The sequence below is a fragment of the Klebsiella sp. HMSC25G12 genome, assembly GCF_001807705.1.
GTDB lineage: Bacteria > Pseudomonadota > Gammaproteobacteria > Enterobacterales > Enterobacteriaceae > Klebsiella > Klebsiella variicola.
Genome location: NZ_KV789910.1, coordinates 146670 through 166610, shown reverse-complemented (window position 1 = coordinate 166610; position 19941 = coordinate 146670). Strand labels below are relative to the sequence as shown.

21 protein-coding genes and 1 riboswitch are annotated in these 19941 nt (G+C 56.6%); of the genes, 6 read left to right on the top strand and 15 right to left on the bottom strand.

Annotation, left to right across the window (positions count from 1 at the left end; genetic code table 11):
- Positions 1-121: 121 nt before the first annotated feature.
- The gene (locus HMPREF3096_RS21670) at positions 122-1753 is read left to right on the top strand and encodes a Na/Pi cotransporter family protein (RefSeq protein WP_008807325.1); all 1632 of its coding nucleotides are present in this window, start codon (positions 122-124) and stop codon (positions 1751-1753) included.
- 87 nt (positions 1754-1840) lie between these two features.
- On the opposite strand, the gene HMPREF3096_RS21665 is transcribed toward HMPREF3096_RS21670, so the two are convergent.
- The 8 genes from HMPREF3096_RS21665 to HMPREF3096_RS21630 all read right to left on the bottom strand — a co-directional run bounded on the left by HMPREF3096_RS21665 (position 1841) and on the right by HMPREF3096_RS21630 (position 8382).
- Positions 1841-2650 (bottom strand): shikimate 5-dehydrogenase, encoded by an 810-nt coding sequence (locus tag HMPREF3096_RS21665; protein ID WP_008807324.1) that lies wholly within the window; start codon positions 2648-2650, stop codon positions 1841-1843.
- A complete protein-coding gene (gene sorE, locus HMPREF3096_RS21660; RefSeq protein ID WP_008807323.1) occupies positions 2643-3875 on the bottom strand; it encodes an L-sorbose 1-phosphate reductase in 1233 nt (410 codons plus the stop codon). The genes HMPREF3096_RS21665 and sorE overlap by 8 nt, the downstream gene beginning before the upstream one ends.
- Before the next feature lie 72 nt (positions 3876-3947).
- Positions 3948-4772, bottom strand: coding sequence for a PTS system mannose/fructose/sorbose family transporter subunit IID (locus HMPREF3096_RS21655; protein WP_002884590.1), 825 nt, complete (start codon positions 4770-4772; stop codon positions 3948-3950).
- A gap of 11 nt (positions 4773-4783) precedes the next feature.
- Positions 4784-5584, bottom strand: a complete 801-nt coding sequence (locus HMPREF3096_RS21650; RefSeq protein ID WP_002884608.1) for a PTS mannose/fructose/sorbose transporter subunit IIC — start codon at positions 5582-5584, stop codon at positions 4784-4786.
- Between the two features lie 65 nt (positions 5585-5649).
- Positions 5650-6144, bottom strand: coding sequence for a mannose/fructose/sorbose PTS transporter subunit IIB (locus HMPREF3096_RS21645; RefSeq protein WP_004151751.1), 495 nt, complete (start codon positions 6142-6144; stop codon positions 5650-5652).
- On the bottom strand, positions 6144-6551 hold the full coding sequence (locus HMPREF3096_RS21640) for a PTS sugar transporter subunit IIA (RefSeq protein ID WP_002884611.1): 408 nt from the start codon (positions 6549-6551) through the stop codon (positions 6144-6146). The genes HMPREF3096_RS21645 and HMPREF3096_RS21640 overlap by 1 nt, the downstream gene beginning before the upstream one ends.
- A 9-nt stretch (positions 6552-6560) precedes the next feature.
- The gene (locus tag HMPREF3096_RS21635) at positions 6561-7364 is read right to left on the bottom strand and encodes an SDR family oxidoreductase (RefSeq protein ID WP_002884614.1); all 804 of its coding nucleotides are present in this window, start codon (positions 7362-7364) and stop codon (positions 6561-6563) included.
- 70 nt (positions 7365-7434) lie between these two features.
- Positions 7435-8382: a sugar-binding transcriptional regulator gene (locus HMPREF3096_RS21630; protein WP_002884616.1), complete on the bottom strand. Its 948-nt coding sequence runs from the start codon at positions 8380-8382 to the stop codon at positions 7435-7437.
- Positions 8383-8731: 349 nt separating this feature from the next.
- Here HMPREF3096_RS21630 and rluF point away from each other — a divergent pair, with 349 nt between their 5' ends.
- A complete protein-coding gene (gene rluF / locus HMPREF3096_RS21625) occupies positions 8732-9607 on the top strand; it encodes a 23S rRNA pseudouridine(2604) synthase RluF (protein WP_008807321.1) in 876 nt (291 codons plus the stop codon).
- On the opposite strand, the gene HMPREF3096_RS21620 is transcribed toward rluF, so the two are convergent.
- Positions 9604-9876: a YjbD family protein gene (locus HMPREF3096_RS21620; RefSeq protein ID WP_004177859.1), complete on the bottom strand. Its 273-nt coding sequence runs from the start codon at positions 9874-9876 to the stop codon at positions 9604-9606. The genes rluF and HMPREF3096_RS21620 overlap by 4 nt on opposite strands.
- A 199-nt stretch (positions 9877-10075) precedes the next feature.
- Here HMPREF3096_RS21620 and HMPREF3096_RS21615 point away from each other — a divergent pair, with 199 nt between their 5' ends.
- Together HMPREF3096_RS21615 and HMPREF3096_RS21610 are read left to right on the top strand one after the other, a co-directional pair.
- Positions 10076-10432 (top strand): type II toxin-antitoxin system RelE/ParE family toxin, encoded by a 357-nt coding sequence (locus tag HMPREF3096_RS21615; RefSeq protein WP_012969165.1) that lies wholly within the window; start codon positions 10076-10078, stop codon positions 10430-10432.
- Positions 10429-10767, top strand: a complete 339-nt coding sequence (locus tag HMPREF3096_RS21610) for a helix-turn-helix domain-containing protein (RefSeq protein WP_008807319.1) — start codon at positions 10429-10431, stop codon at positions 10765-10767. Before HMPREF3096_RS21615 ends, HMPREF3096_RS21610 begins: the two co-directional genes overlap by 4 nt.
- Before the next feature lie 36 nt (positions 10768-10803).
- Here the strand turns inward: HMPREF3096_RS21610 and panS are convergent, their stop codons facing one another.
- Both panS and lysC read right to left on the bottom strand, forming a co-directional pair.
- A complete protein-coding gene (gene panS / locus HMPREF3096_RS21605; RefSeq protein WP_070544578.1) occupies positions 10804-11733 on the bottom strand; it encodes a ketopantoate/pantoate/pantothenate transporter PanS in 930 nt (309 codons plus the stop codon).
- Between the two features lie 139 nt (positions 11734-11872).
- On the bottom strand, positions 11873-13222 hold the full coding sequence (gene lysC, locus HMPREF3096_RS21600) for a lysine-sensitive aspartokinase 3 (protein ID WP_008807318.1): 1350 nt from the start codon (positions 13220-13222) through the stop codon (positions 11873-11875).
- A 179-nt stretch (positions 13223-13401) separates the two neighbouring features.
- A riboswitch (Lysine riboswitch) is annotated at positions 13402-13637 on the bottom strand.
- Positions 13638-13986: 349 nt separating this feature from the next.
- Between lysC and pgi the strand changes: the two genes are divergently transcribed.
- Entirely contained in the window at positions 13987-15636 is a 1650-nt protein-coding gene (gene pgi / locus HMPREF3096_RS21595) for a glucose-6-phosphate isomerase (RefSeq protein WP_008807317.1), read from the top strand.
- Between the two features lie 47 nt (positions 15637-15683).
- On the opposite strand, the gene HMPREF3096_RS21590 is transcribed toward pgi, so the two are convergent.
- Both HMPREF3096_RS21590 and HMPREF3096_RS21585 read right to left on the bottom strand, forming a co-directional pair.
- Positions 15684-16139, bottom strand: a complete 456-nt coding sequence (locus tag HMPREF3096_RS21590; RefSeq protein ID WP_032701144.1) for an acyltransferase — start codon at positions 16137-16139, stop codon at positions 15684-15686.
- An 8-nt stretch (positions 16140-16147) separates the two neighbouring features.
- Positions 16148-16657, bottom strand: coding sequence for a GNAT family N-acetyltransferase (locus HMPREF3096_RS21585; protein WP_008807315.1), 510 nt, complete (start codon positions 16655-16657; stop codon positions 16148-16150).
- Positions 16658-16801: 144 nt separating this feature from the next.
- Between HMPREF3096_RS21585 and psiE the strand changes: the two genes are divergently transcribed.
- The gene (psiE, locus tag HMPREF3096_RS21580; RefSeq protein ID WP_004206282.1) at positions 16802-17212 is read left to right on the top strand and encodes a phosphate-starvation-inducible protein PsiE; all 411 of its coding nucleotides are present in this window, start codon (positions 16802-16804) and stop codon (positions 17210-17212) included.
- A gap of 193 nt (positions 17213-17405) precedes the next feature.
- Here psiE and malG read toward each other — a convergent pair whose 3' ends face one another.
- Both malG and malF read right to left on the bottom strand, forming a co-directional pair.
- Complete coding sequence (gene malG, locus HMPREF3096_RS21575) at positions 17406-18296, bottom strand: maltose ABC transporter permease MalG (RefSeq protein ID WP_002884725.1); 891 nt, start codon at positions 18294-18296, stop codon at positions 17406-17408.
- Between the two features lie 14 nt (positions 18297-18310).
- Entirely contained in the window at positions 18311-19855 is a 1545-nt protein-coding gene (malF, locus tag HMPREF3096_RS21570) for a maltose ABC transporter permease MalF (RefSeq protein WP_008807314.1), read from the bottom strand.
- Between the last annotated feature and the right edge of the window lie 86 nt (positions 19856-19941).

Genomic DNA, 19941 nt, shown 5'->3' with positions numbered 1-19941 from the left:
TTTCCTTACAACAAACAAGGCGCTCTGTGAGCGCCTTGTCTCTTTATTGAGGTTAACCCCTTATACTGAGAGAGGTTCCTGATCTTCGGAAAACCTATAACGATAAGGAGAAGCTGATTCCGTGTTAACTCTGCTACACCTGTTGTCCGCGGTTGCTCTGCTGGTGTGGGGCACGCATATTGTGCGTACCGGGGTGATGCGCGTCTATGGCGCTCGCCTGCGTACCGTTCTCAGTAGCAGCGTAGAGAAAAAGCCGCTCGCCTTCTGCGCGGGTCTTGGCGTCACTGCGCTGGTGCAAAGCAGCAATGCCACCACCATGCTGGTGACCTCGTTTGTCGCCCAGGATCTGGTGGGCCTGACGCCAGCGCTGGTAATGGTGCTGGGGGCCGACGTCGGGACGGCGCTGATGGCGAGGGTGCTGACCTTCGACCTGTCGTGGCTATCGCCGCTACTCATTTTTATCGGGGTGATCTTCTTCCTTGGCCGCAAGCAAACCCGCGCCGGGCAGCTGGGGCGAGTGGGGATTGGTCTGGGGCTGATCCTGCTGGCCCTGGAGCTGATTGTGCAGGCCGTGAACCCCATCACCCAGGCCAACGGCGTGCAGGTGATTTTCGCCTCGCTGACCGGCGATATCATGCTGGATGCCTTAATTGGCGCCGTATTCGCGATCATCAGCTACTCCAGCCTGGCGGCGGTGCTGCTGACGGCGACGCTGACCGCGGCGGGAGCAATCTCCTTCCCGGTGGCGCTGTGCCTGGTAATTGGCGCCAACCTGGGCTCCGGGCTGTTGGCGATGCTCAACAACAGCGCGGCAAACGCGGCGGCGCGCCGCGTGGCGCTGGGTAGCCTGCTGTTTAAGCTGGTGGGGAGCCTGATTATTCTGCCATTTGTCCATCCGCTGGCCGCGGCGATGCACAAGCTGCCGTTGGCGGAGTCTGAGCTGGTTATCTACTTCCACGTCTTTTATAACCTGCTGCGCTGCATCGCGATGGTGCCCTTTGCCGGACCGATGGCGAAGCTGTGCCAGCGTATGATCCGCGATGAGCCCGAGCTGGATAACCAGCTGAAACCCAAGCATCTTGACCCGTCGGCGCTGGATACGCCAGCGCTGGCGCTGGCCAATGCCGCGCGCGAGACGCTGCGCATTGGAGATGCGATGGAGCAGATGCTGGGGAGCCTGCATAAAGTGATGCATGGCGAACCGCGTCAGGAGAAAGAGCTACGTCGTATGGCGGACGATATCAACGTGCTCTACACCGCCATTAAGCTCTATCTGGCGCGAATGCCAAAGGATGAGCTGGCGGAGGAGGAGTCCCGGCGCTGGGCGGAAATCATTGAGATGTCGCTAAACCTCGAGCAGGCGTCCGATATCGTCGAGCGGATGGGCAGCGAGATCGCCGATAAATCGCTGGCGGCGCGGCGCGCCTTCTCGGTGGAAGGGTTAAAGGAGCTGGATGCGCTGTACGATCTGTTGCTCAGCAATCTGCAGCTGGCGATGTCGGTCTTCTTCTCCAGCGATGTACCCAGCGCCCGCCGTCTGCGGCGCAGCAAACACCGGTTCCGCATTCTTAACCGCCGTTACTCGCATGCGCACGTTGACCGTCTGCATCAGCAGAACGTGCAGAGTATCGAAACCAGTACGTTGCACCTGGCGCTGCTGGGGGATATGAAGCGTCTGAACAGCCTGTTCTGCTCAGTGGCTTACAGCGTGATGGAGCAGCCGGATGAAGACGACGAACGGGATGACTACTGAGACGGATTATTTTTCCGTCTATGTCGCTTCTTTTCTGGCGAGGTAGCCCTCCCGGGACGTGGCTGACGCCTTCCCGGGAGGGACATCCTAGCTTCTGGCAAACGCCGAGGCTTCTGCCACCAGCGCGTTATCCGGTCGTACGCCGGTATAAAGGGCGAACTGCTCGACAGCTTGCAGGGCAATGACTTCCGCACCGCTGATGGTTTGCTTACCCCGTTGTTGCGCCAGGCGGATCAGCGGAGTTTCCGCCGGCAACGCGACCACGTCAAACACGACGCTGGCCTGGGCCACCATGGCCTTGCTGAACGCCAGCGTGTTACTTTCCGCTCCCCCTGCCATGCCCAGCGGTGTGACATTGACCAGAATCTCGGCTGCGATCCCTTCGGGCAGGGGCTGCCACTGAAAGCCATACTGTTTTGCCAGCGCCAGGCCGCGCTGGCGATTGCGGGCCGCAATGATCACGTCGCGGAAACCGGCATCACGGAAGGCGGCAATGACGGCTTTCCCCATGCCGCCGCTACCCTGAATCATCACTCTGGCGTTGGTATCGAGCCGATGGCTGGCGATCAGGCTTTTGACCGCGATGTAATCGGTGTTTAGCCCGGTTAACTTCCCGTCGTCATTGACGATGGTGTTGACGGAGTCGATGACTTTTGCTGACGGATCGATCGCGTCAAGAAACGGTATGCAGCTCTCTTTAAACGGCATGGAGACCGCACAGCCGCGGATACCCAATGCGCGAACCCCTTTTACCGCCGCCTCAATATCCTTAGTCGTAAAGGCTTTGTAGAGGTAGTTCAATCCCAGCTTGTCATACAGATAGTTATGAAAGCGGGTGCCGAAGTTGCCGGGGCGACCCGCCAGGGAGATGCACAGCAGCGTATCGCGGTTAATCATGCGTAATATCCTCCGCGTGGGCCAGCAGATACGCTTCAGCCTCCTGGGACCAGATCCCATGGTGACGCGCCACAATCGCTGCCAGTTCGGGATCGGCGATCTCGCCCAGCGGCGTGAGCGGGAAGGCTTTTCCAGTATACACCAGCTTTTTTCCCCCGCCGACGGCAGGCAGATCGAGGGTGGTTTCGCCCGCGGCGTTCAGGCCGAGAATATGGGTGACCACTTTCGCCGTCTGGACCTTTTTCGCCTGCATTAGCGCCACCGCGGCGCGCATATCGTCAGTATTACCGCCGGAGGTGCCGACGTAGTGGGTAAAGGCGTAGTGCACGTCGTAGAAGTTGATCGGGGCGCTGAATTGCTTATCCTGGGGGCCAGCAAAGAAATTCAGGCAGCCGTCCGGAGCCAGCAACGAGGAGGCCAGGGTGATCAGCTGTTCGTTTGGCACAAACACGAAGATATCGTCGAAGCCATGGCCGCCGCTGAGCGCCAGCAGCGTATCGCGACTGGCCTCATGGCCGTCGAGGTAGTGGATCAGCGTCTGCGGCTCAGAGGGGTAATGACGGCGGGCGTAGCTGAGCTTCGGCTTATTGGTATCGGTCACTACCAGTAGTGAAGGATTGATGGGGCCGTGCAGCGCATAGTCGATAGCCAGCAGCCCCATCGGCCCCGTCCCGCCCAGGATCAGAGTGCGTCCCTGAGGACGGATCCCCATCACGTGGTTGTAACTCCCCTCCTGCAGATGATAATTGGCGTTGAAAGCGCCAATGACGCAGGAGAGCGGCTCCACCAGCGATCCTTCAAACCAGGTATCCCCCTCCCAGGTGAGCAGGCAATCCTGCGCCATCACCTCATTGGGGATCACCACATGGGTGGCTTCGCCACCGATCCATGGGAATGAGTAGCCGGGGCAGTCGGGTCGGTCGGGCAACTGCAGGTTGGCCTGGATCACGTAGCGCTGCCCTGGCTGAAACTTATGCTGCCACTTTTTACCGACGGCAAGGATTTCGCCGCAGAATTCATGACCGATAATAATGGGCCTGGTGGCCACATCATCTGGCACCTTTTTATGATCGGCACCCTGATTGGCCTCTTTCCATGAGGAAAGACACAGGCTGTCCGTGACCACCCGGGCGAGGATCTCATCGTCCTGCATCGCCGGGAGGGTAAAGGTTTCCAGGCGCAGGTCTCGTTTGCCATACAGGCGCAGGGCCGTTGTTGTTTGCATAAACCACCTCATCCCCTTCATCTTTCGGGGCTATGTTGTTGACGTCACCCCGGCATCGCCGGGGCGGAATAATCAGGACAGAAAGCCGAGGGCGTTGCCGATAATGCCTAAGCCGAAAAGGGCGAAAATCAGCCAGACCGGATTCACTTTCTTGTTCAGCAGACGCACCATCAGTAGCGTCAGGCCCAGCGCCAGCAGGCCGGGGCAGAGCTGATCGAGGATGTTCTGGACGGTCATCGTGACGGTGGCGCCGTCTGCACCGGGCGTTTGGGACACCACCAGCGGCACATTGATGGTGGTCCATTTGGTCACCAGCACCCCCATGACAAACAGGCCGAGAATGGAGGCGCCTTCGGTCAGCTTCTGCAGCAGGTTACCGCCCATATCGCTGACGATATTGACCCCTTTACGGAAGCCCAGTTGCAGGCCGTACCACTTCATTGCCAGCCGCACCGCATTGAAAATAAAGAAAAATAACAAAGGTCCCAGAATGTTGCCGGAGAGGGCCAGCGAGGCGCCAAGGGCCGCGGTAATTGGCCGCAGCGTGCCCCAGACCAGCGGGTCGCCGACGCCGGCCAGCGGGCCCATCAGACCCACTTTGATGCCGTTGATAGCGCCATCGTCAATGGCCGCGCCGTTAGCCCGGGCCTCCTCCATGGCGGCGGTGACGCCGATCACCGGGCCACACACCGCCGGCGTGGTATTAAAGAACACCAGATGACGCTTCAGCGCCGCGACCTGATCGGCTTTGAGCGGATACAGGCGTTTGATCGCCGGGATCATGTCGTAGCAAAATCCCAGGCCATGAATACGTTCGAAGTTAAAGGAGGCCTGCTGGAGGTTGGAGCGAAGAAACATGCTCACCAGGTCGCCTTGCGTGATTTTTTTCTGTTCCATTTTCGGCTCCGTTAGTCGTCAAGCTGGTCAAGGGCGGGTGCAGAGGGGGCGGTGGAGGCGGCGGGTTCAGCCTTACGCCACTGCGGATTGAGCTGGATGTAGATCAGCGCGATGATGACGCCCACGCCGCCGAAGGCCAGCAGGCTGAAGTCGAGATAACCCCCGGCGAGAAAACCGAGGAAAAAGAAGGGCATCAGGTACTTCACGCCCATCATTCGCAGCACCATCGCGTAGCCCACGACGACAATGAAACCACCGGCAATCTGCAGGCCGCGGGTGACGAATTCCGGGATCGCGCTGAGCATACTGCTGACCATATCCGCGCTAACGAACAGCGAGACCACCAGCGCCGGGATTGCCACGCGCAGTGCCTGCACCCCCAGCGCGGAGACATGCAGCAGGTCGATGGTGCGAAAGCGCGCCTCCTCGGCCGCTTTGTCCGCGGCGTGCTGGAACACCACGGTAATGGTTCGGGCGAAAACGGTCAGCACCTGCCCGGCGGCGGCCACCGGCAGAGCAATGGCAATGCCGGTGGCAATGCTCTGGTGGCCCACAATCACCAGAATGGCGGAGATAATGCTGGCCAGCGCCGAATCTGGTGACTGTGCTGCCCCCACGTTCATCCAGCCGAGGGCGATCAGCTCCAGCGTACCGCCGAGCATAACCCCGGTTTTTAAATCACCCAGGATGAGGCCAATCACGGTACAGGCGATAAGGGGCCGATGGGTCTGAAATTCATCCAGCACGCTGCCCATTCCGGCAATACAGGAAAAAATAAATATGGCTATTATCTGTAGGGTACTAATTTCCATAATTTATGACCTTTAAGGTGTGAGTCATCCTGCCTGCTACGGCATATCACAACAGGCGCTATTTTTTATTCGCAGAAAGCTGTTTCGTTAATTTTGTCGAGAATATTGACTGACGGATCTGATGCGACCACGCGTAAATCGAGTTTTACGCCCAGTTTATCGAGTTCACGGAATGCCTGAATATCCTGCGGATCCAAAGAAACGGCTTTGGTTAGCTGTTTTTTACCGGGTCGCCAGGCCATGCCACCAATATTTAACGTGGCGATCTGCACGCCCTGGCGCACCATCGTTAAAACATCGTGTGGATTGGTAAATAAATAAAAGACGGTCTCGTCCTGATATTGCGGGTTATGATAGACCGCAACCGCTTTTTCCAGACTGACAACGTTTACCTTCATGCCTGGCGGAGCCGCCTGGCGCAACAGGGTCCGGCGAACCTCATCGTTAAATACATCGTCATTGCAGATAATTATCCGCTGGGCGTTGGCGACTTTTGACCACACGGTGGTGACCTGGCCATGAATCAGTCGGTCATCAATACGGGCGAGGGTAATTTGCATCAGAACTCCTCCTCAACGGTTTCTGGCTGCTGCCAGACCACACAGCACTGACTGGCGATGGCCTGCAGATGCTGGCATAAGTCATCGGCGCTCAGGGTATGCTGGTTATCCACCAGCTCAAGCGCCAGCGGCAGCGACAGGCCGCTAATCACCCGGATCTGCGGGTGACGCATTGCCAGCCCAGCTGCGGCATTCCATGGGCTTCCGCACTGCAAATCTACCGCGATTACCCACTCCTCATCGGTGTGGGCGCTTACTAACTTTTCCAGGTTAATGGCGATATCCGCCGCGTTTTCGCCGGGGACAAACGCGACGGCGCTGACGTTAACCTCGCCGTAGACCATGCATACCGAATCAAGCATGGCCCCGGCCAGCTGGCCGTGGGCGCAGAAGATAGCGTGAACCATACTGCCTCCTTAACCGCGCGTTTTTCCGCCGGCAATGTTAGTGGTGACTCCGGTGATGTAGCTGGCGCGCGCTGACAAGAGATAGCAAACAAAATCAGCCACTTCCGAGAGCTTTCCTGCCCGCCCGATGGGAATGGCGTTTTTGGTATATCCCTCGCGAAGTTGCTCGACGGTGATATTGCGCGTCCAGGCCAGCGCCTCTTCATATTCCGGTGTCCGCAGACCGGTTTTTTCGAGGATCCCCGGCGCAACGCCGACCACGCGGATCCCATATTTACCCAATTCTTTGGACCAGGAGCGGGTAAAGCTGTTGAGCGCGGCCTTGGTCGCGGCGTAGCAGCTTTGACCTTCAGAGCCTTCCAGGCCGCTCTCCGAAGAGACATTGACAATCACACCGGCGCGCTGTTTGACCATTTGACGCGCCACCGCCTGCGACATGAAAAACACCCCTTTCTGGTTGATATTGACCATTTTTTCAAAAGCGGCTTCGTTTAATTCATAGCGGCCGGCCGGTGCTTTTTCGTCGACTAATAAACGCGGGAAATTCACGCCAGCGTTATTGACCAAACCATCAATACGCGACCAGCGCTGAATAATGGCATCGATAGTCTGTTGCACCTCTGTCGCGCTGGAAATATCCGTCGGCCAGAAGTGATAATTATCGCCATTGTGATGACGATCGCCGCCATGAATATCAATCATCTGGACATGAGCACCTTGTGATAATAATTCATCGACAATGGCCAGCCCAATTCCCGAGGCGCCGCCGGTCACGATAATGACGTTATCTTTTAAATTTAACCAGGTATTCATTATTCACTCCCATTTCTTTAGATAAAGGGATCCCCCGCAGCGGGTGCTGCGTGAAATCATATCCTGTGTGTTATTTCAGTAATAACTCAGCCGTTTCTCTGTTTGTCACCAGACAATTAATATAGCGTCCGTGCAATGCGCCAAGAATGCCAGAGTATTTCTCTTCCCCCATGGCGATGCCGATGGAATAGCGAGCCTGGCGCAGCTTCGCCATTTCGATCGACAGGGTTTTTTCGCTCATATTGGTATCGACTAACCCGCCGTTAATATCGTAGAAACGCGAACAGATATCCCCGGCGACGTGGCGGGCGTTGAGATCGTCGCTCTCTTCGCTGCCGTAGAAGGCGTGCCAGTTTGCGCCGTCGCGAATGGCCGGTGAACCAATACCCACCAGCGCCACATCCAGGCTGTCCCAGTAGGATGAGATGGTTTTAAAGTGCTGGGACTGCATGATGCCGTTGCGGATCAGCGGGTTATCCAGCAGGGCTGGAAAATCGGCAAGGTGGGATTCCGCTTTCAGTCTGGCTGCCGCGCCGTAGGTTAAGGTGTTCACATGGTAGCGGCTCTCCAGTTTACCGGAAGGCCCGCCGATGATGGGGACGCAGATCACCTGGCGTGACTGGCTGGCCTGCGGCAGGTTCTCCACCAGCGAACGCACGGCGCGGCCCCATGAAAAACCGATGATATCGCCTGGCTCCAGCAACCGATCGACAAGCAGGGCGCCATGCTGGCCCATCGCACTCAGCTGTTCTTCTTCCAGCAGCCCATCGCTGCTGGCAACCACCGCCTCTTTCAGGCCAAATTTTTGCTTGAGCTGTTGCTCGAGCCACAGGTTTTCATTGTAGTCATAGTTGATGGCGATGGTAACAATGCCCTGCTCGCGGCCGCGCTTCAGCAGGCGACTGATGGTGGTGCGATAGATCCCCAGCTCGCGAGCAATTTGCGCCTGAGTCATATCCTGCTCGTAATAGAGCTGGGCGATTTTGACAATCAACCGGATATCATCGCTGTTTTCCATGGTCATCTGCAGGCTCCTGCACATTTGTGCAAATCGCGGGTTTGTGCTGTTGATCTGATATAACCCTATTAGAGCCACCGTTTAAAGCGATTTTCTTTTATTTCATCACCCTAATCTGGCGAATAATCTTGCACATTTGCGTTATCAATAGCGGGTTGTTGGCACCTTTGTGCATTGCACGCTAAATCGCTGATTCTGTGATATTTCATCATGCAAAGTTGCCAGGCGTTGAGCGGGACACTTTTGTGAAAAAAGGCGTAGTCGATCACACCTTGCGCCGGAGGGCGCAAAGGCACATCTTTTTTCTCGCCCACAAGGTAGGGTATATTTCGCTTTTACAGGAGAATCTATGCTGCCCGACTCATCAACCCGATTAAATAAATACATCAGCGAAAGCGGCATCTGCTCGCGTCGCGAAGCGGACCGCTTTATTGAACAAGGCAACGTCTTTATTAATGGCAAGCGCGCCACCATTGGCGATCAGGTGAAGCCTGGTGACCTGGTCAAAGTGAACGGACGGTTGATTGAGCCGCGTGAAGCGGATGATCTGGTGCTGATTGCGCTGAATAAGCCGGTCGGTATTGTGAGCACCACCGAAGATGGCGAACGCGACAATATTGTCGACTTCGTCAACCACAGCAAGCGTATCTTCCCTATTGGCCGTCTGGATAAAGATTCTCAGGGGCTAATCTTCCTCACCAACCACGGTGATCTGGTGAACAAGATCCTGCGTGCCGGCAACGACCATGAAAAAGAGTATCTGGTGACGGTCGATAAGCCAGTGACCGATGAGTTCATTCGCGGGATGGGCGCGGGGGTGCCGATTCTCGGGACGGTGACGAAAAAATGTAAAGTGAAGAAAGAGGCGCCGTTCGTTTTCCGCATCACTCTGGTGCAGGGGCTGAATCGCCAGATCCGTCGTATGTGCGAGCACTTTGGCTATGAAGTGACGAAGCTTGAGCGTACGCGGATTATGAACGTGAGCCTGACGGGGATCCCCTTGGGGGAATGGCGTGATCTAACCGATGACGAGTTGATCGACCTGTTCAAGCTGATTGAAAACTCCTCTTCCGAAGCGAAGCCGAAAGCCAGGCCGAAGGCCAAAGCGGCGACTCCCGGCATCAAGCGCCCGGTGGTGAAGATGGAAAATAGCAACGATAAGGGCCGCCCGGCTGCTAACGGGAAACGTTTCACCCAGCCGGGACGTAAAAAGAAAGGGCGTTAACGCCTGCCGCGGGTCGGCGTATTCGCCGACCAGGAAAAGGTCGCTTCCTTATCCGTTTTATAAGCCTGCTGTTTTTTCACCTGGCGGGCTTTCTTCGCTTCCGCTTCACGCTGCGCCATCAGCTTATCGATATATTCCTTTTTCACGCTGTTCGTTTCCGCATTGCTCAGCGGGCGGCCATGCGCAATACGCGCGCGGTCAAGCAGCGTTTTCAATTCGCGCTGTTCGCGCTCGGTCATCTCTTTTTGTGTAATACGGGGGAGTGCCATGGTGGTGCCCTCAGTCAGACCAGAGCACCCAGTGTACGGCAATCAGCGCAAAATAGAACGCATCCGGAAAGCGCCTCGCAGAATATTTCCCTCGTTCGTGACCAGTGCGCAGGTCTGGCTTAGGGTAACGGCACGCCTACTGGCCAACGACGACAAATTTTGGGCGGGAGATGTATAAAATTTTATACAAGGATGTGGTATGCTCAATCAGCAACAGAAATTAAGGCGTATCGTCTGGATGGGCTCTTCCTTTGACGATCTGCGCCAGTTTCCTGAGGACGTCCGCAGAGATGCCGGATTCCAGCTTTATCGTTTACAGTCGGGTTTAGAGGCTGCGGACTGGAAAGCGATGCCTCAACTGGGGCGGGGCGTTGAGGAAATCCGCCTGCGCCACTTTTCCGGTGCATATCGGGTAATTTATCTGGCCCGTTTTGCAGAGGCGATATATGTCCTGCACTGTTTTAACAAAAAGACGCGACGTACCGCCGAACACGAAAAACAGATTGTCAGAAACCGTTTGCAGGTTATACAGCAGGAACACAGGAGTCATAAATGAATCGTAAGAGGGTGGATGGTATTCGTCATGTGACCTCTGAAGAGAGCAATATATTCAGTGAACTGGGCTTTGATGATGCTGACGCAGAGCAGCTTCGGGGACAAGCGGAAAAAGAAGTTGAGCAGTTGATGGCGCTTAAACGACAGTTAATGCAGGAAATCGCTGAGTGGATAGATGAACATCAATTGAAGCAGGCCGATGCTGCCGCGAAGTTGAGCATTTCGCGCCCGCGTATTTCAGATGTGGTCAATCAGAAAACCAGTAAGTTTACCCTGGATGCGTTAGTCATGATGTTAATGAAGTTAGGTAAACCAGTACGTTTGCAGATTGGATAACGCACACGCCCGGGCCTGCGCCCGGACGTATCACGCTCAGCGCTTGTCGGCTTTTTTGGTGATAGGCTTTCCTGACCAGTACCCGGCCAGCAGCGAACCGGACAGGTTATGCCAGACGGAGAACAGCGCGCCTGGCAGCGCCGCCAGCGGGCCGAAGTAAATTTTACCCAGCGCGGCCGCCAGGCCAGAGTTCTGCATCCCCACCTCGATCGCCAGCGTACGGCAGGTGGATTCATCAAAACCAAACAGACGTCCGCCCCAGTAGCCGCCAAGCAGGCCAATGGTGTTATGCAGGATCACCGCGATAATCACCACCAGGCCGACGGAGGCGATATGGGCGGCGGAACCCGCCACCACCGCGCTGATGATCGCCAGTATGCATACCATCGAGAAAGCGGGCAGGAACGGCTCTACCGCTTTCACCACCTTCGGCAGCAGATGATGGACAATCAGTCCCAGCGCGATGGGGATGACCACAATCTGCAGAATGCTGAGCAACATGCCCATGACGTCGACCTGAATATGCGCGTCGACGTACAGACGGGTGAGCAGCGGTGTCGCCACGACGCCGACGAGGGTGGAGACCGAGGAGATGGTCACCGACAGCGCCACATCCCCTTTGGCAAGAAAGATCATCACGTTGGAGGCGGTCCCGCTGGCGACGCTGCCGACCAGCACCATCCCGGCGGAAAGCTCCGGCGGCATATGAAACAGCAGCGCCAGCAGCCAGGCGGCGAGCGGCATCACCAGATAATGGAGAAAGATCCCTGCAGCGACCGGCGCCGGGCGCGACAGGACGCGTTTGAAATCCTCCAGCTTCAGATGCACACCCATACCGAACATGATCAGCATCAGCAGGGTGGTGACCCATGGGCCAATTGGGGTGAAGGTGGTGGGAGTGTAATAGGCCAGAACGGAGAGCAGCAGTGCCCATAACGGGAACAGCCGCGTCAGAGTTGCGAGCATGTTGTGTTCCTTGCGATACGCGAACCGGGCCGCGCCATCCCGATGGGACGGCGAGCAGGTCCGCTGGTTGTGTTGATGTTGTTATAAAAAAGCCGGGTTCGAGCCCGGCTATAGGTATTGTTTATCGTGCTAAGAAATTTTATTCAAACAAATTGTGATGCAGCTTCTGCACCACCTTCTCCGCATCGGCGCCAGGCACCAGGAAGCAGAGGTTATGGCTGGAGGCGCCATAGCAGATCATGCGGATATTAAACGGCTCGAGGACGCCAAAGACCTCTTTGCCGACGCCGCAGGCTTTCGACAGCTCATTGCCAATCAGGGCCACCAGCGCCAGGTCTTCCTCCACTTCCACGCGGCACAGCGAGGAGAGTTCAGTCAGCAGCGCCTGGGTCAGCAGGGTATCGCCTGCAGAGGTTGAGCCGGTGGTATCCATGGTCAGGGCCACGCTCACTTCGGAGGTGGTGATCAAATCGACGGAGATGTTATGGCGCGCCAGAATGCCGAATACCTCGGCGAGGAAGCCGCGGGAGTGCAGCATATTCAGGCTGTGCAGCGTCAGCAGCGTCTGGCGGCGACGCAGCGCCAGCGCGCGGAACAGCGGCGGGTTCTCGGTGGTTTTACACACCAGCGTACCGCCCGCTTTAGGCTCTTTACTGGAGCCGACAAACACCGGGATATCGCTGCGCACAGCGGGCAGCAGGGTCGCCGGGTGCAGCACTTTGGCGCCAAAGGTGGCCATTTCCGCTGCCTCTTCAAAGGCGATGACGTCGATGCGTTTCGCCGCTGGCGCCACGCGCGGATCGGTCGTATAGATCCCGGGCACATCGGTCCAGATATCGACGCGGGTGGCATTCAGCGCTTCGCCGAGCAGAGCGGCGGTATAATCGCTACCGCCGCGGCCGAGGGTGGTGGTGCGGCCTTTCGCTTCGCTGCCGATAAAGCCCTGCGTCACCACCAGGCCTTCCGCCAGGCGCGGCGCCAGCTGCTGCTGGGTCAGTTCGGCGACGGCGGCGATGTCCGGTTCGGCGCGGCCAAAGCGATCGTTAGTGCGCAGCACTTTACGGGCGTCAAACCACTGCGCCTGAATACCGCGTTCACGCAGAATTTCTACAAACAGCAGGGTGGACATCAGTTCGCCATGGCTGACCAGTTCGTCGGTCAGGGCGGTCGAGGAGGCGAGCGCGGCGGCTTCCGCCAGCGTCGTGATATTTTCCAGCAGGCGCTCAATCTCTTCGCGGATCACGTTGGGATAGCGCAAACGCTCCAGAATATTGAACTGGATCTGGCGCAGAGCATCCAGCTGGGAAAAACGTTCGGTGGGTTCCAGCCCTCCCGCTAAGGCCACCAGAATGTTGGTCACGCCGGCGGAGGCGGAGAGCACAACAATACGGGTATTGGCATCGAGCAGCGCCACATCGATGCTGCGGTTCATAGCGTCAAAATCGGCAACGCTGGTGCCGCCAAATTTGGCGACGACTAGATCTGTCATAACAACCTCGTGTCAGGGGGCCTGACTTATTAAAACGATTCCTGAACACCGATCGTGGCAGGGACTGGACGCCGCCGGATCGCAACAAAATGTCTTAATAAGCCAGGCCAAATTATTCAGCCATGGCACAAGGGAAGAGCGATAAACAGGGTGGCGCAGAGTGATAAACAACTACGATGTCACCCAGAAGTGCTCCACCTTGTAGACCCGACTCACCGCTCTGGGCGCTGAGGTGTTCGGGTATGAAACGCCCGACTGCGAACGTTTCTGGTGACAACCCAGGGGATTCAGCCCCTGTGGCCGGTGAGGAGCGTGACCAGACGCTCTTTCACCTCGGCGTTGCTCCCCCTCACGTATTTTCCCCGGACTGGTTCCTCCAATACGGTTACCTGGGCAACGCACCTCTTCTGGCAATTACCGACGTCTTTCACCTGGCCGGGGGAACAGGGACATTATATCCCCCGCGAATACCCTTTCGCTGTAGCGTGAAATGCGCGAGCAATAGATACCTACCAATACGTAAGCACTGCGGATATATAAAGGCTTAACACCAGCTATGTCAACGCTGCGGTTATGCGGATTTTTCATGCCCCTGCGGCTAACAGAAAAAAGCCTTATGATAGCTATACTAATGGGGCTTTTTACTCCGTTTTGACCCGATTCCTGACCGGCGTCAGGGACAAGTCACAAAAATCATCACAATTTTCCGTCACCGGCGCTACAATCGACCGAAGTCACAATCTCAAATCAGAAGAGTATTGCTAATGAAAAACATCAACCCAACGCAGACCTCTGCCTGGCAGGCATTACAGAAACACTTCGACGAAATGAAAGATGTCACTATCAGCGAGCTGTTCGCCAAAGATAGCGACCGTTTTTCTAAGTTTTCCGCGACGTTCGACGATCTGATGCTGGTGGACTTCTCCAAAAACCGCATCACCGAAGAGACGCTGGCTAAACTGCAGGATCTGGCGAAAGAGACCGATCTGGCAGGCGCCATTAAATCGATGTTCTCCGGCGAAAAGATCAACCGTACCGAAGACCGTGCGGTACTGCACGTCGCGCTGCGCAACCGCAGCAATACGCCGATTGTGGTTGATGGCAAAGATGTGATGCCGGAAGTGAACGCTGTGCTGGAGAAGATGAAAACCTTCTCAGAAGCGATTATCTCCGGTAGCTGGAAAGGCTATACCGGCAAACCGATCACCGACGTGGTTAACATTGGTATCGGCGGTTCCGACCTCGGTCCGTTCATGGTCACCGAAGCGCTGCGTCCGTACAAAAACCACCTCAACATGCACTTTGTCTCCAACGTCGATGGCACCCACATCGCTGAAGTGCTGAAGAACGTGGATCCGGAAACGACCCTGTTCCTGGTGGCGTCCAAGACCTTCACCACCCAGGAGACCATGACCAACGCCCACAGCGCGCGCGACTGGTTCCTGGCGACCGCGGGCGACGACAAGCACGTGGCTAAACACTTCGCCGCGCTCTCTACCAACGCGAAAGCAGTTGGCGAGTTCGGCATCGACACCGCCAACATGTTCGAATTCTGGGACTGGGTTGGCGGCCGCTACTCCCTGTGGTCGGCGATTGGCCTGTCCATCATTCTCTCCGTGGGCTTCGACAACTTCGTTGAGCTGCTGTCCGGCGCGCATGCGATGGATAAACACTTCTCCACCACCCCGGCGGAGAAAAACCTGCCGGTGCTGCTGGCGCTGATCGGTATCTGGTACAACAACTTCTTCGGAGCAGAAACCGAAGCGATTCTGCCGTACGACCAGTACATGCACCGTTTTGCCGCCTACTTCCAGCAGGGCAACATGGAGTCCAACGGTAAGTATGTTGACCGTAACGGCCACGCGGTAGACTACCAGACTGGCCCGATCATCTGGGGTGAGCCGGGCACCAACGGTCAGCACGCGTTCTACCAGCTGATCCACCAGGGCACCAAAATGGTACCGTGCGATTTCATCGCCCCAGCTATCACCCACAACCCGCTGTCCGACCATCATCCGAAGCTGCTGTCCAACTTCTTCGCTCAGACCGAGGCCCTGGCTTTCGGTAAATCCCGTGAAGTGGTCGAGCAGGAATATCGCGATCAGGGTAAAGATCCGGCGACCCTGGAGCACGTGGTGCCGTTCAAAGTGTTTGAAGGCAACCGTCCGACGAACTCCATCCTGCTGCGTGAAATCACCCCGTTCAGCCTGGGGGCGCTGATTGCCCTGTACGAGCACAAAATCTTCACCCAGGGCGCGATCCTCAACATCTTCACCTTCGACCAGTGGGGCGTTGAACTGGGCAAACAGCTGGCTAACCGCATCCTGCCGGAGCTGAAAGACGGCAGCGAAGTTAGCAGCCACGACAGCTCGACTAACGGCCTGATTAACCGTTATAAAGCCTGGCGCGCATAATCTTGCGCAGCTAAGACGCAATGCCGACCCTTAGGTCGGCATTTTTTTTACAGCCGCCGCAGCAGCCTCGCCGGATTCCCCGCCCACACCCCTTTCTCGGTAATGGACTTCGTCACCACGCTGCCCGCGCCTATCACCACCCCATCGCAGATGCTGACGGCCAGAATCGTGGCGCCGCTGCCGATCGACACGTCATCGCCAATCTCAATTCGCCCCCAGCTGGCGCGGTCGGCATTCGGTTTGCCGTCGCGAAACAGGTCGTTGGCAAACATCACGCCGTGACCGATAAAGCAGCGCTGGCCAATGGTGACGTACTCGCAGATAAAAGTATGGGACTGAATTTTACTGTTCGCGCCAATGCGGGTATTGCCCTGGATCTCAACGAACGGCCCGACGAAGACGTTATCGCCAAGGACACAGTCGTACAGGTTGGCGGGCTGGTAGATCACCACGTTCTCACCGCTGGTGACGTTGCGGATCGCCGTTTCCCGAAGGGTATGCATAGTGCCTCTCAGATCGGTTTGGCCAGAATATGTAAGGTGCTTTGCTGGCTGGCGGAATGAAATGCGACATCTTTCACGTGCTGCATCCCCTGACGTTCGTAAAAGCGGCGCGCAGCGGGGTTATCGGCGAGCACTTCCAGCCACAGCCAGCGTTCACCGGCCGCTTTTGCTCTCGCCTCGACGGCGCGAAATATCTGCTCGCCGTAGCGTCGGCCCGTTGTGTCAGGCAGCAGATAGAGCTTATGCAACAGCGTACCGGACGGACCTTCAGGACTTATCGCCTGACGACAGGCGTATTTCGCAAAGCCGACAGGGTGGGGGGCTTCAGCAATCAACCAACAGCACTGGGAATCGGTCAGGCTGCGTTGCAGCGAGGCCAGGGAATACTCTTGTTGCAGGTAGCACGCCAGCTCGTCGGCGTTATGCCAGAGGTGAGCAAAGTGATGGCGATAGCTGGCATTGCCCATTTCATTGAGTAAAGCCGCATCCTCTGCGCGTGCGGTACGAATCTTCAGCATGGTTGTTTCCTTTTTAACCCGTCCGTCTGGGCTGTGATTGTTACATCTTCGCCGGTGGTGGCAAAAAGTTAGCGAATAATGTCGATCTGGATCACATTTTTGCGTTATACAGGTCTCAAAGAAGCATAATGATGAGGGGTATTTATGTCGTCGGTTTATCGTCCGCTGGTGAATTTTATCGCCACCGCGATGCAAACGGTTTTGAATCTTGGGCTGCTGTGCCTGGGGATTATTTTGATCGTCTTCCTCGGGAAAGAGACGCTGCATCTGGCCGATGTCCTCTTTACCCCGGAGCCGACCAGTAAGTACCGGCTGGTGGAAGGTCTGGTGGTCTACTTCCTCTACTTCGAGTTTATCGCGCTGATCGTCAAGTATTTTCAGTCGGGGTTCCACTTCCCGCTGCGCTATTTCGTCTATATCGGCATCACCGCGATTGTGCGCCTGATTATCATCGACCATGAGTCGCCGATGGCGGTGCTAATTTACTCTGCTGCGATCCTGATCCTGGTGATTACGCTCTGGCTGTGTAACTCCAATCGCCTGAAACGCGAATAAAAAAAAGCGGCCTCCAGGGCCGCTGACCAACAGTCACAAATAAAATTTATGTAGGGTCCAGTTGAGGATAGCAGTGGCATTGGCCTTACTTTTTCAGCTGAGGGCGACGGCGACAATACCCGGTTGGGGTCGTGTATTGCGGCTAGACCGTCGGCCCTCATCTGAAATTTGGGGCCGGTGTTACAAAAAAAACTTAACCTTTCACCCCACCCGCCGTCAGGCCGTTAACCAGCCAGCGCTGCGCCAGCAGGAAGACGACCGTGATCGGGATGGCGGAGAGCACCGCCGCAGCGGCGAAGTCGCCCCACAGATAGTTCTGCGGGTTGAGATACTGTTGCATACCTACCGCCAGGGTATAGCTGTTCACATCGCGCAGCAGCAGCGAGGCGACGGGCACTTCGGTGATGGCTGCGATGAACGACAGAATAAACACCACCGCCAGAATCGGCACCGACAGCGGCAGCAGCACGAGGCGGAAGGCCTGCCATGGGGTCGCGCCATCCAGCGCCGCCGCTTCTTCCAGCGAACCATCGATGGTTTCGAAGTAGCCTTTAATCGTCCAGACGTGCAGCGCGATACCGCCCATATAAGCGAAGATCACGCCGCCGTGGGTGTTGAGGCCGACGAACGGGATGTACTGGCCCAGGCGGTCAAACAACGCATACAGAGCCACCAGCGACAGCACCGCCGGGAACATCTGGAAAATCAGCATCCCTTTCAGCAGCGTCGCTTTCCCCGGGAAGCGCATACGGGCAAAAGCGTAGGCGCAGGTGGTGGAGAGGGCGACGATACCGATCGCGGTAATGCCGGCGACCTTAATCGAGTTCCACAGCCACAGCAGCACCGGGAACGGCGGCGGCGTGACGCGGCCATCGGCGTGTTCGACGCTGAAGCCTAACGCCAGACGCCAGTGTTCCCAGGAGATGGTATCCGGGATCAGGCTGCCGGTGGCGAAGTTACCCTCGCGCAGCGAGATGGCGATAACCATCAGCAGCGGAAACATAATCGCCGCGATAAAAATCAGTAGCAGGAGATGCGTAGTAAAGAGACGCAGCTTTTGAGATTTGGGTTGGACCATAGCCATTATCGTTATCTCCCTTAATCAAACTTCATGCGTGTGGCTTTCAGATTCACAATCGCTAACGCGCCAACCAGCAGGAAGATAAGCGTTGCGATAGCCGCCGCCAGGCCGAAGTCCTGACCGCCGCCGCCTTCAAAGGCGATGCGATAGGTGTAGCTCACCAGCAGGTCGGTATAACCGGCCGGGGTGGTGGTGCCGAGACGGTCCGGACCACCGTTGGTCAACAGCTGAATCAGCACGAAGTTGTTAAAGTTAAAGGCGAAGCTGGCGATCATCAGCGGTGTCAGCGGTTTGATCAGCAGCGGCAGCGTAATTTTAAAGAAGTTCTGGAACGGACCGGCGCCATCCATCGCCGACGCTTCGTACAGATCGTCCGGAATCGCCTTCAGCAACCCCATGCACAGGATCATCATGTACGGATAGCCCAGCCAGGTATTGACGATGATGATCATGGTGCGCGCGGTGGTCGGGTCGCTAAACCAGGCCGGCTTAATGCCGAACAGCGCGCTGAGCATCATATTGATTTCACCAAAGCTCTGGTTGAACAGCCCTTTGAAAATCAGAATCGAAATAAACGACGGTACGGCATACGGCAGAATCAACAGGACGCGGTAAATTGCTTTGCCTTTCAGTGCTTCCCACTGCACCAGACAAGCCAGCACCATTCCCACGGCCACGGTCAAAATCACCGTCAGCACCGAGAACACCACGGTCCAGACGAAAATAGCGAAGAACGGTTTCTGGATACCTTCGTCCTGGAAGACGCGGGTGAAGTTATCCCAGCCGATCGTCACGGTGTAGCCCGGGCTCAGCTTTTCAGTGCCCCAGCTGCCGTCGGCGTTAATCGCCTGGTAGAAGCCTACGTCATTGTTCGGGCGGTATTTAACGTGGGTCTGATTGTTGGTCAGCACCCCATCTTCGCTAAGCGTATACAGCGGTTGAGTGCCAGAGAACTGACGCAGCGAGCTCATGATCACTTTGCTGTCATCCGGCAGCACCGCGGTCAGTTGGTTCAGCGCGGTGCGATTCTGGGTAATGACGCGCAGGCTTACGCGCTCGCCTTCCGGCAGGGCATCTGTTTCTTTTAACGCCAGCTTCTGCTCACCGCCGAATTTAAAAGCGTCGGAAAGGTAGTTTTTACCGCTCTCGCCGTCGGTCAGGGCCAGTTTCCACTCGTCCCCCGCCGGGATCAGCGTGAAGTTATAGGCTTTGCCAGCCTGGAAAGAGCGATCCATCAGCACCTGCTGCGCACGTTCAAAGGTCAGCTGGTTGGTGCTGCTGTAGTTAGTGAAGGCGATGGCAATGGTACAGATCAGCGGAAACAGGACGAACAGACCCATGCCGGCGAGGCCGGGATAGACATAGCGCCAGGCATAAGCCTTGCGATTAGCGAAAATATACAGGCCAACTGAGCTTAAAATCAGCGTCATGATGGCGAACAGGTACTCCCCCTGGGCGTACATCAAAACAACAAGGTAACCCACCAGCAGGCACAGTAAGCCAATCACAGACCATGTGAGTTGCGGACTTTGCCACCAGTGTTTCTTTTTAACGGCATCCATGGGGATCATCCTCTACAGCGGTGAAAACTTATTTGTCAGGCGGCGCTTCGCTTACCTGACCTACGGTCCGAGCCGTAGTGGTAGGG